At 44.7% G+C, this 18,419-nt stretch carries 16 protein-coding genes; all 16 read left to right on the top strand.

The features are described from left to right. The first annotated feature begins 160 nt into the window (after nt 1-160). Nucleotides 161-532, top strand: coding sequence for a hypothetical protein (locus tag BBH88_RS14460; protein WP_006829218.1), 372 nt, complete (start codon nt 161-163; stop codon nt 530-532). A 584-nt stretch (nt 533-1,116) separates the two neighbouring features. Next, the gene (locus BBH88_RS14455; RefSeq protein WP_006829217.1) at nt 1,117-1,587 is read left to right on the top strand and encodes a hypothetical protein; all 471 of its coding nucleotides are present in this window, start codon (nt 1,117-1,119) and stop codon (nt 1,585-1,587) included. Nucleotides 1,588-2,120: 533 nt separating this feature from the next. Next, the gene (locus BBH88_RS14450) at nt 2,121-2,876 is read left to right on the top strand and encodes a M55 family metallopeptidase (RefSeq protein WP_269148236.1); all 756 of its coding nucleotides are present in this window, start codon (nt 2,121-2,123) and stop codon (nt 2,874-2,876) included. Nucleotides 2,877-3,008: 132 nt separating this feature from the next. Further along, nucleotides 3,009-3,932: a S66 peptidase family protein gene (locus BBH88_RS14445; RefSeq protein ID WP_065536601.1), complete on the top strand. Its 924-nt coding sequence runs from the start codon at nt 3,009-3,011 to the stop codon at nt 3,930-3,932. Between the two features lie 27 nt (nt 3,933-3,959). Beyond that, nucleotides 3,960-4,907 carry a C40 family peptidase gene (locus BBH88_RS14440; protein WP_065536602.1) on the top strand — a complete coding sequence of 316 codons (948 nt, stop codon included), beginning with the start codon at nt 3,960-3,962 and terminating at the stop codon, nt 4,905-4,907. Between the two features lie 152 nt (nt 4,908-5,059). Then, nucleotides 5,060-5,290 carry a DUF2187 family protein gene (locus BBH88_RS14435; protein ID WP_006829213.1) on the top strand — a complete coding sequence of 77 codons (231 nt, stop codon included), beginning with the start codon at nt 5,060-5,062 and terminating at the stop codon, nt 5,288-5,290. Nucleotides 5,291-5,875: 585 nt separating this feature from the next. After that, entirely contained in the window at nt 5,876-6,568 is a 693-nt protein-coding gene (locus tag BBH88_RS14430) for a hypothetical protein (protein ID WP_065536603.1), read from the top strand. Beyond that, complete coding sequence (locus tag BBH88_RS14425) at nt 6,561-7,859, top strand: efflux RND transporter periplasmic adaptor subunit (protein WP_006829211.1); 1,299 nt, start codon at nt 6,561-6,563, stop codon at nt 7,857-7,859. Before BBH88_RS14430 ends, BBH88_RS14425 begins: the two co-directional genes overlap by 8 nt. Nucleotides 7,860-8,045: 186 nt before the next feature. Beyond that, entirely contained in the window at nt 8,046-8,315 is a 270-nt protein-coding gene (locus BBH88_RS14420) for a YhdT family protein (RefSeq protein WP_006829210.1), read from the top strand. Then, the gene (gene panF / locus BBH88_RS14415; protein ID WP_006829209.1) at nt 8,312-9,772 is read left to right on the top strand and encodes a sodium/pantothenate symporter; all 1,461 of its coding nucleotides are present in this window, start codon (nt 8,312-8,314) and stop codon (nt 9,770-9,772) included. The genes BBH88_RS14420 and panF overlap by 4 nt, the downstream gene beginning before the upstream one ends. Before the next feature lie 80 nt (nt 9,773-9,852). Next, the gene (locus BBH88_RS14410) at nt 9,853-10,767 is read left to right on the top strand and encodes a DMT family transporter (RefSeq protein WP_006829208.1); all 915 of its coding nucleotides are present in this window, start codon (nt 9,853-9,855) and stop codon (nt 10,765-10,767) included. Nucleotides 10,768-10,905: 138 nt separating this feature from the next. Further along, on the top strand, nt 10,906-12,519 hold the full coding sequence (locus BBH88_RS14405) for a M20/M25/M40 family metallo-hydrolase (RefSeq protein ID WP_006829207.1): 1,614 nt from the start codon (nt 10,906-10,908) through the stop codon (nt 12,517-12,519). A gap of 444 nt (nt 12,520-12,963) precedes the next feature. Then, nucleotides 12,964-13,911 carry a nuclease-related domain-containing protein gene (locus tag BBH88_RS14400; protein ID WP_065536604.1) on the top strand — a complete coding sequence of 316 codons (948 nt, stop codon included), beginning with the start codon at nt 12,964-12,966 and terminating at the stop codon, nt 13,909-13,911. Between the two features lie 164 nt (nt 13,912-14,075). After that, nucleotides 14,076-15,167 (top strand): amidohydrolase, encoded by a 1,092-nt coding sequence (locus tag BBH88_RS14395; protein ID WP_065536605.1) that lies wholly within the window; start codon nt 14,076-14,078, stop codon nt 15,165-15,167. Nucleotides 15,168-15,361: 194 nt separating this feature from the next. Continuing rightward, a complete protein-coding gene (locus BBH88_RS14390; RefSeq protein ID WP_065536606.1) occupies nt 15,362-16,780 on the top strand; it encodes an alanine/glycine:cation symporter family protein in 1,419 nt (472 codons plus the stop codon). Between the two features lie 390 nt (nt 16,781-17,170). Beyond that, nucleotides 17,171-18,193, top strand: a complete 1,023-nt coding sequence (locus BBH88_RS14385; RefSeq protein WP_040852085.1) for a C40 family peptidase — start codon at nt 17,171-17,173, stop codon at nt 18,191-18,193. Nucleotides 18,194-18,419 lie beyond the last annotated feature (226 nt).

Here is an 18,419-nt window from a genome sequence, read left to right as displayed (position 1 = left end):
CGACTTTCTGGCTGCTCCGTAAATGGTGAAGAATGTATAGTCGTTTTAGTGGCTATAAAATCAAGAGATTATTTTTATTCAGTCCTTGTTTTATGTAAATCAAATGGTATTATAAAAGTAATAAAGACCTAATTAAATTGTGTGGATAGGAGAATGATAGTTGTTCAATTCGTTTATTTTGGAAATCCCCGATTTGCGATCCGTTTTACATCCAAAGGACATTATGGCTTGGGAAGTAGTGTATGCGAAGGCCGAATTGGTATTTGGTAAGATCAGTTGGCAAATTTCATCAGATGGTAATTGTTATAGTATCCATAACCCTCGGCTGTTTCCGGATTACCTAGAGCAGGTGCAGGTCGATTTCAAAATGAACCAAATTATTTTTTGTAAACGGCAATTGTCCGACGAGGAATTCCATGTTCTGGTAGCTTATATCATGGAGAAAGTATCCATTTATATCAATCCGAACGAAATGCATTTCATGGTCACCGCTCCACGCCATCGCCACCAACGAACACGCAGCAAAAAATAACAAGGCTTTTTTCCTCAACCTGCCGGCTAACCTGTATTTTGGTAGCTGACAGGTTTTTTATTTGGGAAGAAGGAGTGTTCTATTGGCTGCGGTGATACTTTTTTTGTAGTAGCTAGGTTGGCAGGTTGATTTTGGTAAGGAGAAATCCTAATGGCATGTGGTAGATAGGAAGTGTGGGCTTTTGGAATCGCTCGACAGCGATGTTGTACTTGGAGTAGACAGGTTCTATAAAAAGTTTTTGGGTTGCTACATGAAGTTTTGATGCTTCTTCGTGCAGCTGTTGTTGCCTCTGCTAAACTTGTTTTCTTCTCTACATGAACCCATTAACTTGTTACAAGGATTTCACAACAAAAATTACATTTTTTCCGAGGGTCAGGGTGGCCGGAAAGTATCGTTTCTATACTCAAGTATCCAGCATACAAACAGCTTCCATTAAGTGGGGCTAGTTCAATAAAATATGTGACAGAAATATGTTCTGAAACCTCTATTATATGAGGAGGTTCCTGTGCAATACTATTTTCGAAAAGACCTTTTTATGGTACAATAGTTGTAATCAGAATATTAAAAAAATGGGGGTGAATCAGATGTTGCATGTGAAACTCATGAAGCCGTTCTATACAAAGAAAGAAGGGCATTTAGTGAAATTCGTTTTTGCTTATCAATACTTCTCCATTATGAAAGATGATGAATTGTTCCACTTTATTCCCGTGGAAGGCAAAGAGATTATCGTCAACCTCAATACGTTCCAAGTGGAAAACCTCTCGGAAGTTTTCGTCTTTCAAAAAGGTAACCGCTTTATCCGCTTGCCTCTCTATCAATTGTTGCTCGTGTCGGACATCCACAGACACCTCCAAGCAATTTTACAGGAAGAAAGAGACGAATTGATTGAAGTAAATGAACAGTCCGTGAAAGAAGCCGTTGACGCTATTTACTTTCTGGAACAGGAAAACTACAGTCGAATGATCGACGAAGCATTAAGCGCAGGAGATCGAACGATGTTTGATAGATTATGGGCCCAACAGCGGGAATCACAACAATTACATGGAGGTTTGTAAAGTGAAATCAGCAGCCTATGGATAAAAAACGTCTCTCCGGATTAATGGGTAGGCGTTTTTGAATGCAAAAAAAGCAATTTTAAAAGCTCTTTTCCATTTAGATTGGAAAAGAGCTTTTAAATTTCTGCATCAATCATAGGACACCCCTTACATCAAAGTATAAAAATTGATAAATAGCATAACTGCTGTCGAGCCAACTACTCCGATTGCAAGATCTCCCCAGCCAAGTTCAAGTACTTTATCGGAATTCATGGTCATCCGCTCCTTTTCAATTAGGTTTGTTAATGGAGGATCTTACAAGTAAGTTACAGTGTTTGCTAACTTGTTTTTAGTATAAATAAATGATTCTTAATAAACATCGTACAAAATAACTAAAAATTCTAAAAAATAAAATAAAATGAATTTAATTGTCCCGCTTTTGAATAAAAGATCAATAGGACCTGGATTGAACTATGGGGCTATTATTGGTACATTGAGCCATAAGGAATGGACGGATGTCCTAAAAAAGAGGAACTTTCTTAAAGAAATTCTATTTGTCTATGGATATGCAAGGCGTCACAGCATTGCCAGATTATACATATGTGGATTCGGAAAAAGTCAACTATGAGCGGGGACGTCGTTTAACGACGGAAGATGCCAATGCTATCATCCGGGGTTCCGTTGAGTCCGGTGACGATGAATGTTTAGTCAATGACAGTCATTCGAAGATAAACAATCTAATTGCCGAGGAGTTGCACGAAAGAGCAGAGTTGATTACTGGCGGAGTTAAAGCGTATTCGATGGTCGAAAGTTTGGACAGCAGTTTTATCGGTGCTTTTTTTGCGGGTTACCACGCGCGTGCAGGCCAAAAAGGCGTTACGGCCCATTCGATGATTTTTGCGGTCCGAACGATGTGGATCAACAGAGTGGAAATCGGCGAGATCGGTTTTAACGCCTACGTTGCTGGTTACTACGGGGTACCGGTTTTATTGATGGCAGGAAACGATTGTGCGTGCAGAGAAGCAGAGGCGCTGATTCCGAACATCACAACAGCGGCTGTGAAAAAGTCACTGTCGCGTTCAGCCGTCCGAACGATGCATCCGGAAAAAGCGCAAAGATACTTGCACGAACAGATCATGCAGGCCATTGAAAATAAAGGGAATGTCAAACCTCTAAGACCATCTGAAAAGCCGCTGTTGAAAATTGAGTTTACCCATTATCGACAAGCTGAGCTGGCTGCTATGTTGCCCGGCTGTGAGTTAGAAGAAGGTACGACAATCGTCCATTTCCAAGCCAAAGATATACTATGAGCCTACCGCGCCATGCTGGTGATGACCGAACTTGCGATGCAGGCGAAGTTCTGCTGAACCGCGACTTAGTTAAAGAGAACCACTTACAGGTTATAATGAAGAAAGTATGAAAATTAAAAGGAGTAGATCATCTTGAGAAAATTACCGAAACGACTGAAAAAAGGGGATTTGGTTGGTGTCATTGCACCTTCAAGTCCACCGGATCAAGAAAGTCTACAGAGGGCTTTGCCGTTTTTAGAAGAACTTGGCTTGACAATCAAGCTCGGCAAATCAGTTAGCGCGACACATGGCTATTTAGCGGGAACCGATGAAGAACGCTTAGCAGATCTTCATGCTATGTTTGAAGACCCGGAAGTATCGGGCATTTTTTGTGCGGGTGGAGGATACGGAGCTGCTCGTTTAGCAGACAAAATCGATTACGCCATGATCAAGGAAAATCCAAAAGTATTCTGGGGATATTCAGATATTAGCTTTTTACATACAGCCATCGGGGAATACGCTGATTTGGTGACATTCCACGGACCGATGTTAGCTTCAGATGTCGGCAAACCCGAATTCCATGAACGCAGTGGGCGCATGTTCGGCCAATTATTTAAGCCATTTGAACTTCATTACACAGAAGAAGTGGCACCGCTTGAAACAATAATCGGTGGAATCGTACAAGGCGCGATGGTTGGTGGCAATCTATCGCTGATCCGCAGTGCAATCGGCACGAAGTTCGACTTGGACGTTAAAGGCAAGATTTTATTGATTGAAGACATTGATAAAGAGCCTTATGAAGTGGACGGAATTCTCAATCAAATGCGCATGTCTCGAAAATTCGATGAGGCGGCAGGCATTGTCATTGGCGATTTCAAAAATGCCGAACCGAAAAAGCGCAAAGCATCGTTAACGATGGATCAAGTATTCAATGATTATTTCGGAGCGTTGAAAATTCCCGTTGTTAAAGGCTTTAAAATCGGCCATTGCGAACCGCATTTTTCTGTGCCGCTTGGTACGCTCGCAAGATTGGATGGCGATGCCAAAACTTTGACCATTCTTCCGGGCGTTGAATAACTTTCTGAAAATCAGTAAAGAAATGGAGTGAAGAGCTTGCTGCAGAAAGAATCCACAGCATGGGTATGCAGTGTTCCGGTCGCAACCGTTTGGACGGCACCTGAAAAAGTACGTCCCATCGACACGGATAACATTATGGAAAACCCGAATATTAATAAATGGCTGCAGGAAATGAGCCGTGAGGAAAATAAAGATCTGACCGATAGCAACCGGATCCAGACACAACTTCTTTATGGAGAACCTGTGTTGATTGATGAAGTGGTGAATGGCTGGGCAAAAATTATCGCAATTTGGCAGCCTTGCCAAAAAGAAGAGCGGGGTTACCCGGGATGGGTGCCCATGAGTCAATTAAAGGAAGTCGAAGCCTTGACTGAACTCGGCTACGCCCGTGTAACACAGAATAAAGCCCAGCTCTGGACAGAAGACTTCAAACCCCTAAAAGCTGTTTCTTTTAATACCTTATTGCCGGTCAAAGAACTTGGCGATTTTGTCCGACTGCACACGCCAGATGGCGACGCTATCATCATGGCAGATGCTGTGGAAATCGTCGCCGCCTATAATCGCGGTCTACAGGCAAATGGACTGGATATTGCAAAATTGGGCGCAGAATTTTTAGACTTGCCTTATTTATGGGCCGGCATGTCAAGCTATGGTTTTGACTGTTCAGGACTCACTTACAATCTAATGAAAGCGAATGGTATTAGCATTTCACGCGATGCCGTGGACCAAGCGCTCGAAGGCACCGAAATCAACCAGTATGACCCGGACTCTTGGCATATTGGCGATCTGCTGTTCTTTGCTTACGAGGAAGGGAAAGGAAAGCTGCATCACGTAGGCGTCTATTATGGCGACGGCTTGATGCTCCATTCGCCAACTCCTGGAAAAGCGGTAGAGATCATTGAGTTGGCTGGTACAAAGCACGAAACGGAATTGTGTGCGGTCCGTCGATTCACTGAAAAGCAGTACCGGGACTAAAGAGTAGCTATCTTCTCTATATTTTCCAAATAGTCCTCCAGTAATGGCTTACCGAATAAATTCATTTAGCTAAAGGGTTTGCTGAGAGATGAAATCAGTAGTGAATTGTGATATAATAGACAGATATTGCTTTACAAAAGAGAGGCGTGGTAATGATGGCATTCCAACCCCATGAAAAAGAAGTATCAGAATTCGTAGCAGCCCGCTACATTGGCGAATGGATTTCGTTCACTCGTAACGATGTCGATGTCAACGGCACCATCTTTAAAATTATGGACAACTCAGTGATTGTTGAAATTTCGCCAGAAGATGCAAAAGAAATAGGTGCAGCATCCAACATGACTGTAATTTCACATAAGAAATACCGGATCATCGAAGCGTAAGTTGATTAGAAGAAAGGCTGTTCATGGCGAACAGCCTTTTTTTGTTGTTGTTTTTTGGAGCTATTTTGTAAGAATAAGATGGCGATTGGGAAGGGAGTGGGGATTGTGCGGTTCTAAAAGTCACTTCGATCGCTTTGGAGCGGATTCCCGCGATAACCCAGACAGCTAGGGAATAGCAATGGTAGTTTTTGAATGTTCTATAAGCCGCTTCGGTCGCTCTGGAGTAGACTCCCGCAATAAGCCGGGCCCAGCTCTGCTTGCCAGTCTTATCGCTCCATCACCTCCGTTTACGCGCCTCGGCTTGGTGGGTGGTTTGATGGAACGTAATAGTTGTGTGGAGCAAGTAGGTGACGTTGGATTCTGGAGTCGCTTTGCGTTGAGGGTAGAGTGGTGCCAGATTCTACAGATGGATTTTGCATTTCAACAGTAAGGGTTCATGTTTCTTCATCAACCACGCTTCTGTGTCTTTTAGCTCAAACGCTTCAAATATTGAAAAATGTACCAGCTAATACGTTCCAAAGGGGAAGTTTTTTTGGTAAAGTAAAGTGAAGCAGAACGTCAATTGCCTTGAAAGGAACTATACGCATGATATCAGACTTTAGATTCTGGCACTTTTTCCCAAGACAAGGCCAACTTATACATAATATACAACACACCGAAATGCGCAATGTCAACAAGCGTATTGCGTGCATCATTGCTATTGGTTTGTTGGTTTTTGCGCTCAGTGAAATTTGGGGGATGAACACCGAGTCGCTGACGCCGCTTTTAGCAGCGGGCATGTGGGATGCCTACACATTGGCGCGCTGGACTTCGCTTACGGGTACGCTCCTGTGGGCAGGCTTTTATTTAGCTTTCCATCTTTATGGTGCTGCTTTCTTGTTTAGTAAGGTTTTGAAGGTACCGTGGCGGGCAGCAATTATCATGCAGACCTACGTTACCGCTCTGCTAGTCATCGAAAAAGGCCTGATTTTCCTGTTGTTTGCTTTAACCGGTTTTACGATGTCTGTCTCGATTTTCTCGTTTGGACCAATCGCCTCTACATTTCTTGATAATCATTTCCTAATTTACTTCTTTAACCAGTTGACGTTATTTACTTCTTTGATAATTGCGGTGCAGTACCGTTTTATCCGCAACTTTACAAAAATTAATCCAAAATTGATTTTATTCGGCTTGATCATGCTTCATATTTTCGCAGCCTTGATCGTTGCATCGTTCAGTCTGATTCCGATAAATGATATGCTGAGCGGATTTATGGAAGGAGGGAATCCGTTTGAATAGATTCTTTTTTATTGGTCTATCCATCGCGATTATTGCCTTTTTAACGGCTAACTCCCTTTTGATGTTCGGTGAGAAAAGTATTTTATCTAAAAGCGTCTATGTCAGCGACTACGAACAGGCCTATACGGGTGAACACGAAATCAGCCTGTTCAAGGAAGCCTTGACGGCGCCTCAAGACACTGTGGAAATTTATGTGCAGGACCATGAAGCGCTTCAGCAGTGGATGGTCAAGGAAGGGGACAGCGTCACTGCAGGATCTGAACTTGCGACTTTGAACGAAGCGCAAACGGAGGAACAGCGTGCAGTTTGGGAAACGCAGAAAACTGCCTTGGAAGGGCAACGGACCGAAGTAGAAAATTCACTTACCACTCTTCAGCAGTCAAGAGCAGCCCAAGGCGGACCAGTTTCACAGGATGCAACTGATAATTCCGAAATTACCAATGAAGATGATGAGACTATACAGTTTGATGTTAATGTCTCTGTTGGTGTAGCGGTTCCGCAAGACGGTTCATACGCTGCCGGCATCGCTCAGGCTGAGCAACAATTGGCTGCCATCGAATCGCAATTGGCGGTGCTCGATGCGCAATTATCACAAAGCTTGTCGAACCCTTCAGTTATCAGCCCAGTAGACGGAACGGTATCTAAGATCAACGGAGAGACAGAACCCTTAAGTATTGAAATCTATTCGAATGAAAAAGTATTCCTCAGCTATGTATTGGAGGATGAATGGCCGCTCGTAGAAGTGGCGGATGTGGTCAAAATTGAAGGCGAAGGCATCCAGGGCATTGCTACGGGGACCGTCCAAAGCGTTTCCAAGATGCCAGCCGAAGAAACCAAATGGCTGGAAGCCTATCATCATTTAGATTCGAAAGAGCAGAACAACCCTCTTGCTTACTACGAGGTGCGGATTGTCGCGGATACACCAATTGAAAACGACATTCCATATGGCAGCAATGTCAACACGTCCATCACATTGGAAACAGCTGAAGATACAGTTGCACTTCCGATTTCCTGGCTCTTCGATTACGATGGAGTTGATGGAAAAATCCATACCTTGAACATCAATGGACGTCCACAAACACTGACAGTAGCAACCGATTTTGAAGACGGAACAAAAGCCGTGCTGTCTGAAGGCCCTGAAGCCGGAACGATGGTCATCAAGGAAGACAAGTTAGAGAATTTTGTGTCTCCTCCCAAGGTCTTCATGCCGTTCCCGGACCGTCAGCCTAATTTCGAATATGCCAAAAATACCTATTGGCGTGCTTATGTTGAATACTTGCTGGCACGTTAAAGTTCACCAGATCAACCCGGAAGCAGCGGCTTTCGGGTTTTCGATTGTTCAAAAAGACAGCAAGTGGGGTTAATCTTCACTGGGCAATGGTGTACGATAGATTCAGATAAGAGAGCTCTTTTCTAGGGAGGGCATTGATTTGCCGCTAGGGCGGAACGAAAAAAGCAAGTGAACGGAGTGTGTGGAATGGAAGAAACGGATTGGCGGTTTAAGATAGCCCACCGTGAAGCTTGGATCGGTGTCGGATTGGCGCTGTTCAATTTTGTTTGGTGGTTTGGATTTGCCTATGGGCTAGGCTCACGACCGGTTGAAGAATACAGCTATATCTTTGGCTTGCCGGATTGGTTTTTCTACAGCTGTGTCCTCGGCTTTTTGGTGATTTCGGTATTGGTGATCGTTATCGTGAAATTCTTCTTCATAGAAGTGCCTTTTGATGAAGAGGAGGACTCCCGATGAATTATGCAGTATTGTTGCCAATGATTGCTTTTTTATTGGTCATCTTCTTTATCGGCTATTGGGCAAGCCGCAAATTGACGACATCCTCCAATTTTATCAGCGATTATTTCCTGGGGGGCCGTGAGCTCGGCGGCTTCGTGCTGGCTATGACAATGGTGGCGACCTACGGCAGTGCCTCTAGTTTTCTAGGTGGTCCCGGAACGGCCTATACCATGGGCTTCGGCTGGGTGCTGTTGGCTATGGCTCAAGTAGTTACCGGCTATTTCGTATTAATGATTCTAGGTAAGAAATACGCCATCATGGCGCGTCGCTACAAGGCGATCACTATGATTGATTTCCTCAAATCACGCTATAACAGTTCAGTTGTTGTGTTACTGTCAGCTCTCAGTATTATTGTCTTTCTTTTCTCCGCCATGGCAGCGCAATGGATTGGCGGCGCACGCCTGGTAGAATCGCTGACGGGTTTATCGTATAATTCAGCTCTTTTTTTATTTGCTGTCAGTGTGCTCGTTTACGTTACCATTGGCGGTTTCCGCGCGGTTGCTTTGACCGATGCCGTACAAGGTGCCGTTATGCTTATAGGAACGCTGGTCCTGCTGATCGCAGTCATTATCGCAGGTGGCGGCATTCCGAACATTGTCAATGACCTTATCAATGAAAACCCGAATTTGGTCACGCCTTACGGAGCAAACGGTGATTTGACGGCCGCTTACGTGTCATCGTTCTGGATTTTGGTTGGTGTCGGCGTAGTTGGATTGCCGCAGATTGCGGTGCGTGCGATGTCCTATAAGAATTCACGCTCGATGCACAGAGCCTTAATCATCGGGACGATTGTCACCGGGATTATTATGCTCAATATGCATTTGATTGGAGTCTTTGCCCGTCCTGTTATGCCGGGAATCGAAATTGGCGATAAAGTCATTCCGCTGATTGCACTGGAAACTTTGCCTCCGTGGGTAGCGGGAATCGTCTTGGCTGCTCCGATGGCAGCCATCATGTCGACCGTCGATTCCTTATTGCTGTTGGTCAGCTCGTCGATTGTCAAAGACGTCTATTTGAATTACGTTAAGCCTGATGCCAGCATCAAAACCATCAAGCGTATTTCCTTTGGCGTCACTGGTACACTCGGCGTTATCGTCTTTTTACTGGCTTTGAATCCGCCAGAGCTGCTGATTTTTTTGAATTTATTCGCGTTCGGGGGCCTAGAAGCTGCTTTTATATGGCCGATCGTCCTCGGTTTGTATTGGAAATGGGGCAATAAATACGGAGCGATTGCATCGATGGCGACGGGAATCACCAGTTATATCGCGCTGCATTTCTATAACCTGGAAAATGGCAACTTGTTTGGCGTTCATACCGTCACGTTGCCAGTGCTGCTATCACTCGCCGCCTTTATCACGTTTAGTTTATTGATTGGCAGGAAGGCTTATCAGTACAATATTCCAACAGCCAAGTAAATTATCGGACGTTTACAGATGCCAGAAACAGCGGTAAAATAAATGCTTATATTCAGATAGATGAAAGAAGGTCTTCGACATTGACTCAGTGGAAAATTTACGGCATCCTGACGGCTGTGATGATTGTTTGGGGCTTTAACCTAGCCACTGTTAAATATATGGTGGAATTTGTAGACCCTGTGACGTTGACGGCATTCCGTATTTTGTTGGCCGGATTGTCAGTCATGGGGATCCTGGCAAGCTTCAGAATGCTGCGATGGCCAGCCAAAAGTGATTGGAAATTTATCTTTCTCGGTTCGCTGCTTAATGTTGTCGGACACCATTATTTCCTGTCGAACGGCTTGTCTCTGACAACAGGTTCGAATGCAGGACTGATTCTGGGTACGGGACCTATGTTGACAGCGGTACTGGTATCGCTGATCATGCGCAACTATCCATCTAACCTGCAATGGCTCGGCGTCGTGGTCGGATTTGCGGGTGTAGCCGCCACGGTAATGGTAGGAAATGGTGCCGCTGCAGGATTGAACGTCGGTGACATCTTCGTCTTCATCTCGATTTTGGCACAAGTGTTGAGCTATATCGTCATCGCCAATGCAGCGCGTTCTCTGGATCCGCGCCTATTGACGGGCTATATGTTTGTCACGGGCGCGTTGGTGCTGTTCATCATTTCACTTATACAAGAGCCCGGTGAAATCCAGGCTTTCGCAACAGTTCCTTTCTCTTTTTGGATTGCTTTCTTATTTTCGGCTATGCTCGGAACAGCAGTCGGCCATATGCTCTATAATTACTCAATCGGACAGGCGGGACCGACCAAAGCCGCTATTTTCATGAACCTCAACACCTTATTCTCTTTAGTGGGTGCCAGCGTGATTTTAAATGAACAGATCACCCCCGGCCATATCTACGGATTGGTATTGATTGTCATCGGTGTGCTATTCGGCTCCGGAGCCGCAGAGGATCTCTTGAAGAAACGCAGAAAACGGCTTTCCCAATGAGCTGTTTTTCTTATTGTCCCAATCTTGGAAGCTGCGGCGAACGTAGGAATCTTTCAAGCATATTCTTTTTGTTTAGCAGCAAGTTTATTATAATAGAAGAAAGTTAGACAGTTTGAACAACTAAAGGAGTGAAGAACCGTGACCACATTATGGGGGACGCCAGAGAAATTGCAGGAATTATTGTGTGAACTTGTCAGTTGGAAAAGCCTGACCTTGACCGATGGAGAAGTAGAGTTTGCCTATAAGCTGACAGATAAACTCATGGAGCTTCCGTATTTCCAAGAACATCCTGAATATATTGGTTTGGGTGAAGTGAACTGGGAGCGGCAAAACGTAACAGCTCTCTATAAACACCCGGAAGCTGTGGACACCATCGTCCTCATCAGCCATTTCGACACCGTTCATACAGGAGAATATGGAGATCTGGAACCTTTGGCATTCAGCCCCTATAAGCTGGCGGAAGCTTTTAAGCTAATTCGCGACGAACTCGACGCAGATACGTTAAGCGATCTTGATTCTGATGAATACCTGTTCGGACGCGGCACCATGGACATGAAAGCAGGGCTCGCGCTGCACATGGCGTTGATTGAAAAAGCTTCAATTGAAGAATGGCCGATCAATCTGTTACTGATGACGGTTCCGGATGAAGAAGTCAACTCGGCAGGTATGCGCTATGGCGTAGCCAAGCTGCTCGACCTTGAGCGCGAGCATGGACTGGAATACATCCTGTTCCTTAACGGAGAACCTGTTTTTGCAATGAAGCCCGGAGACAAGGCTCATTATGTCTATACCGGATCAATCGGTAAAATCATGCCATCCGCTTTGTTCTATGGCAAAGAGACTCACGCTGGGGAACCCCTGTCTGGCATCACTTCAAGTTATATCTCGACCTATCTGACGCATCGCATGGAATGGAATTCAAGCTTCAAGGAAGTCGTTTATGGAGAAACAACTCCTTTGCCGGTAACCCTGATGCAACGTGATATGAAACTGGACTACTCGGCACAGACGCCTTATCGCACTTCTGCCATGTACAATGTCTTTACCATGGAACGTGACGCCGAAGAAGTGTTCCAGATTTTCGAAAACGTCGCTAAAGAAGCAGCGGCCCATTGCGAGCGCGATTACTACGCCATGTGCGAACGCGAAAACATTCAGCCGGTCGGTAGCATCAACGTCATGCGCTACGAAAAGCTGTTGGACTACGCGCGCAATAAATTCGGCCATGACTACATCACCGATCTGTTGCGCGATACCTTGATGCACCCCGAATGGGATGTCCGGGAAAAATCTATGCATGTGACAGATATCCTACTTATTAACTGCCAGGAGTTGACGCCTGCCATGGTGCTGATGTACGCGCCGCCTTATTACCCGTCCGTCAACTCGTCCGAAAACGAGCTGGTCAAGCTATGCGTCCAGCAAGTTACAGCCAACGCAAAAGAAAAATTCAATCTAGACATCGAGCAAGGGCATTATTTTAACGGCATCTCAGATCTGAGCTATGTTAACTACAACGATCAAAACGGTGGTTGGATTACCTATGAAAACAACACGCCCGTCTACGGCGATCCCTACAGCATCCCGTTCCAGGCAATGAAGCAGCTGACCGCTCCCGTCCTGAACGTTGGTCCGTACGGCAAAGACGCCCATAAACGCACCGAGCGTCTGCACATCAAAAACACATTTGAAGAAATGCCCATCCTGTTAGAAGAAATGATCTTGTCCATACCCGTAAAAAGCCGCCATTAAGGCGGCTTTTTTGGTTTATGGCTTTTCGCATGTGAAATCGCTTTTGGGGCTTGTCCTATAAGTGTTTAAAGGGTTTGTAGGGAGTGCCATCGATAATAAACGATAAGACACTTAGAGATGACGAAAGTTCGGATGGGAGTCTGAAAAACTGATGTAGACGATGGAGAAATTCATGTAGAGACGTGTGAGAGTGAGATAGGAAGCGAGCGATGTGCGAAAGTTCACCTTGCACCGGAAAAGCTTCATGCAGCAACCACAATACTTCTCACGACAATCAAAAATTTATAACCAAAAGATGCGAGTCGCATATATGTAAACCCGGCTACCCATAAAGACAGCTCAAATCTCATATTCGGAAGATATAGAGCCCCTAAATATGAGGTTTGGGTATAAATGGTAATTAATAAAAAATCCTGTTAAACTAATAATAAAAGGAGGAGTTTCATGATTATCAAACACCGTGAAAAACCAGTAAAGATTGCGGGCTATGAAGCTTTTTTGAAAAGGTTATCGCCAAATCACCCAAAAAAGTCGGCGGTAAAAAATAACCTCAATCATGCGAAAGCCGGATATGGCGGAGAAGTTCGCTTGGATGGAGCGTTAGAATGTTTCGATCCGCCATATGCGCATTTGATTCTCCAGGATTATTCATTGCCAACTCCGTTCAATATCCAGGTGGACACCCTGGTGCTCACACAGAGCTGTGTATTTTTGCTAGAAGTCAAAAATATTACAGGCAAACTTCAATTCAAACAAAATCCGAGCGCGCTGCATCCAGTTCTTGCGGACGGCAAAATCAAAAGCTATAAAAGCCCGATTACACAAATGAATGATGCAACAATGCAAATGCAGGCGTTTTTGAAAACTACCGGATGTCCTGTGCCGATCGCAAGCATCATCGTGATCGCGCATCCGTCGCAAATTGTGGAAGACGCGCCGCACGCTGCTCGGGTTCTCTCGGCAGGAGAAGTCAATTTCTATTTATCGGAGATGAAACTGCCGAATCCAATTCTTTCTATAGAAGAACTCCATCGCCTTGGCCAAACATTCCTGAATGCTCATCAGGATTATCAGTCATTTCCACTAGCACCTAAATTTCAAATTGAACTCTCTGAAATCGAACCCGGCGTCTTTTGTCCACGCTGCCATCTTGGGAAAATGGAAAGGACGAAAGTGGCATGGGAATGTGAGATATGTCGTTTGATTAGCAGAAACGCACATTCAGAAGCGCTCAATGACTGGTTTATGCTAATAAAATCGTCCATCAATACAGCTGAATGCTGTGAGTTTATTGGATTGAAGAGTCTCGACACAGCTAAGCATTTCCTCATCAAAAGTGGTTGTCAGCCGGTCGGCAGCCGGCGGTATCGCCACTATATTCAGCAACAGTAAAGACAAATTTTTGTCTCAACGATGAGATTTCTGGTTTCATTCGCAAACACCCGGGTAAAACGCAGCACACATCCCATCATTCAACCATTTCTTCACAAATCTCCTCTCCCCTCGTGTACAATCAAACTATCGTATTGAATTTCTTAGACAAAGGAGACAAGTACATGGACATTGAACAGCGAATACTTGATTACTTCAACCATTTCCACAGCCATCCAGAAGTCAGTTGGAAAGAGGTGGAGACCACTAAGAAACTGGTGGAAATTATGACAGAGCTCGGAATTCAACATCATACGTTTCCGGATGTCACCGGGGTGATTGCGGAAATTGGCGATGGACCGGAAGTGGTGGCGGTACGTGCGGACATTGATGCGCTCTGGCAGGAAGTGGACGGCAAATTGCAGGCCAATCATTCTTGCGGTCACGATGCCAATATGGCCATGGTGCTCGGCGCGTTGCTGTACTTAAAAGATGAAACATTGACGAAACGTGTGCGTTTTATTTTCCAGCCAGCAGAAGAGCTGGGCAACGGTTCACTGTCGATGATCGAGCGGGGGGCAATCGACGGAGTGTCACACTTATACGGTGTGCATTTGCGTCCCATCGAGGAATTGCCGTTTGGCCAGGTGACACCTGCACTCTATCACGGATCAGGCATTTTCCTGAGAGGGAAAATCACCGGAGTGGATGCCCACGGAGCCCGTCCGCATCAAGGAAAAAACGCCATCGATGCGATTGCGGCAATTCACCAGTTTGTGAAATCGATTTATTTTTCACCATTTGAGTCGTATTCTGCAAAACTGACGCATATCCAGACCGGTGGGGACAGCCTCAATATCATTCCGGGAAGTGCGAAGTTTGCCATGGATGTCCGTTCGCAGTCGAATGAACTGATGAAGGAACTTCAGCAAAAAATCGAGGATGGTTTAATAGCGATCGCCAAATTGCACGATGTCGAGATCACCTTCGAATGGACCGACTACACACCAGCGGCAGAAGTATCAGACACCGCTATGCAGATTGCGGATGCCGCCATTCGCAAAACGCTTGGGGATGAATCGACTGCACCGCCGATCCAGACAACGGGTGCGGACGATTTTCACTTCTATACAATCCGAAAACCGGAGTTGCATGCAGCGATGATCGGCATCGGTGCGGATTTGTCACCTGGGCTTCATCACCCGGATATGAGCTTTAACCATAAAGCACTCGATATGGGTGCTCGTGTTTTGGCGAACACAGTAAAATCTATCTAATTTATTATTCCCCGGGAAATAACTTAAAACACTAAAAATTCTTGCCACCTTTAATCAGATGTTATGATAGGGGGAGCCGATATCCGAGACCCTCTTCTACAGAGGGTCTCATTTTTATATCTGATGGCAAAAGGTGTTTTTTGCCACTGGAAACAGGGTATTGTTAATAATTTTACAAAAAGGGGAGAAATTGAATGGATGCTTTTTTAGATGGAATCACGTGGTTCGTTGATCACGTCAATACTTTACTCTGGACATACATATTAATCGCACTTCTGATGGGTCTTGGTCTGTACTTTACAATTCGCACGAAATTTGTTCAAGTTCGTCTATTCGGCGAAATGTTCCGCGTTATCACTGAGAAAAAGGATGGAGACAGCGGTATATCCGCTTTCCAGGCCTTCACCATCTCTACTGCATCACGTGTTGGAACCGGCAACATCACTGGCGTCGCATTAGCGATTGCCATCGGGGGACCGGGAGCGGTCTTCTGGATGTGGATGGTCGCAATTATCGGGATGGCTACAGCTTTTATCGAAAGTACATTGGCGCAGGTCTATAAAGTTCGTGACGGCGAGCAATTTCGAGGTGGGCCAGCCTATTACATGGAAAAAGCGCTCGGTAACCGCAAGCTGGGAATCGTTTTCGCGATTCTACTGACACTGGCGTTCGGGTTTATCTTTAACTCGGTTCAATCAAACACCATTGCACAATCATTCGAAGATGTCTTCAATATTCCGGATTGGACGGTTGGAGCAGGTCTCGTCCTGCTGACAGCGATTGTCATTTTCGGAGGGGTCAAACGGATTGCCAGTGTCACACAAATAGTAGTACCGATTATGGCAACTATTTACATCCTTGTGGCATTGTATATCGTCATTATGAATTTCACTGAAATTCCAGCTGTCTTCAGCCTGATCGTGAAAAGCGCTTTCGGCTTAGAAGAAGCAGTAGGCGGCGGAATCGGAGCGGCCATTATGCAAGGTGTCCGTCGTGGTTTGTTCTCAAACGAAGCTGGTATGGGTTCTGTACCAAACGCTGCAGCAACTGCTAACGTTTCGCATCCAGCGAAGCAAGGCTTGGTACAAAGTCTAGGTGTTTTCTTCGATACCATCGTAATCTGTTCAGCGACTGCCTTTATCATCATTCTGGCTGGCTTATATTCGACCACTGAAAAAGAGGGAATCCTGCTGACACAGGCTTCATTGAATGTTCATCTTGGCAGCTGGGCACCATACTTCTTGGCAATTGCTATTTTGTTCTTTGCATTTAGCTCCATCATCGGCAACTACTATTACGGTGAAACGAATATCGAATTCATCAATGCCCATAGTGGTTGGCTAACGGCTTACCGCATTGGCGTCTTGGCAATGGTCATGTTCGGTGCATTGGCACAAGTTCAATTGGTCTGGAATATGGCTGATCTGTTCATGGGCTCCATGGCTGTTATCAATCTGGTTGTTATCGCCTTGCTCGGCAAAACTGCCTTCAAGGTACTGAATGATTATACAAATCAGCGCAAAGCTGGAAAGAATCCGGAATTCTTTGCAAAAAATATTCCTGGCTTGAAAAACACCGAGTGCTGGGGTGAAGGCGAAAGCCGACACGAATAATAAAAAAAGACCTTTTTGCCAACGTGCAAAAAGGTCTTTTTTTATGGCTGTGTAAACTGAAGTTTGCTGTAAAAGGCGATTTCAGTTGCTGGCCGCTCCAGTACGTACTGGTCACTATCGTTAATCTACCGGTATTTGATGGTAAAGGAATGCAACTTCATAACAGAAAAAACTCCGTCAATCTAAAAAAAATTTAGTCCCGAAGAAAAATAAACAATAATATTCCCTTATTTACTAAAATTAAACATTAAAATAGGTCTTGTTACATAATTGTAATGTAATCGTAACATTAAATGGTGGTTTTTACTGATACAATCAAAAATATACTAAAAAAGATAAAAACGGTTGATGCCTGATCACCATCCCGAAATCCAAACGAAGAGGTGCCAAGTGAAGAAACGTCTAATGCTCATAATCATTGCAGTCCTATTAGTATCAGCCAATCCATTCAACGCCACCGAAGCCAGTGCAGCGACACCAAATGAATTAACTACATATGCTAAGAAATTTACAGGAACACCTTATAAATTTGGAGGGACAACGCCATCAGGCTTTGATTGTTCAGGCTATTTACGCTATGTTTTCAATAATTTTGATATTTCACTTCCGCGGACTTCTGCTGAACAATACAAAATAGGAACTGGCGTCAGCAAAAGCAATCTTAAAGAAGGCGATATGGTTTTCTTCTCAGGTACATACAAACCAGGCATTTCACACGCAGGCATTTACGTCGGTAACGGCAATTTTATTTCTGCCTCAGGCAGCGGAGTGTCGATTGCCAATTTGAATACCAACTCTTATTGGGCTCCAAAGTATACGGGTGCCCGCCGCTTGAGTGAAGTTAAAAACGAAGCGACACCTGTATCAAAACCAGCTCTTGCAGCTGGACAGTATTATGATGTGCCGAAACGATTTTGGGCAGCTAATGAGATCAAAGTCCTGACTTTGGACGGAATTCTCACAGGTAATGGCAGTGGTATCTTTAAACCGAATGATCATGTATCAAGAGCGGAAGCAGCGACAATTATTGCAAGGGCATTGGATCTGAAACAAGTTAAAGGGACTACTTTTAAAGATGTTCCAGCTTCGCATTGGGCAGCCGGCAATATTAACGCTGTCAAAAAAGCAGGAATCGTCAACGGACGTTCGTCTGGTTACTTTGCGCCGAACGAATCTATTACACGTGGAGAAATCAGCAAATTGTTGACAATGGCATATAATTTGAAAAGTGTAGCTTCGTCTTCAACAAAGTCCTTCTCCGATACCAAAGGTCACTGGGCTGAGAATTCCATTAATGCCTTAGCCGCAAATGGAGTAGCGACTGGACATAAGGATGGATCGTTCCAGCCGAATGCCAATGCTAAGCGAGCAGAATACACTGCATTTGTTTACCGTGCTATCGAGAATAACTAACACAACGGTCATCTCTATCTAGAAGTCGCTCATAATACAGGTCAGCTCGGTTTACCAAGCTGACTTGTATTTTTTTTATTATAGGTGTGAACTGATGATTTCCACCGGTCGATATTCAGGAAAAACGCTGTGCTTGCCTAGATTAATTTCGTTGTTTTGCTTTATATTCTCCCGTTAATTAGTAGGGAAATAGATAATTCCTAGTTGTATAGCAAGTTTTATAACA

The organism is Planococcus antarcticus DSM 14505 (assembly GCF_001687565.2).
Taxonomy (GTDB): domain Bacteria; phylum Bacillota; class Bacilli; order Bacillales_A; family Planococcaceae; genus Planococcus; species Planococcus antarcticus.
This window is presented reverse-complemented; position numbering and strand designations above follow the sequence as displayed.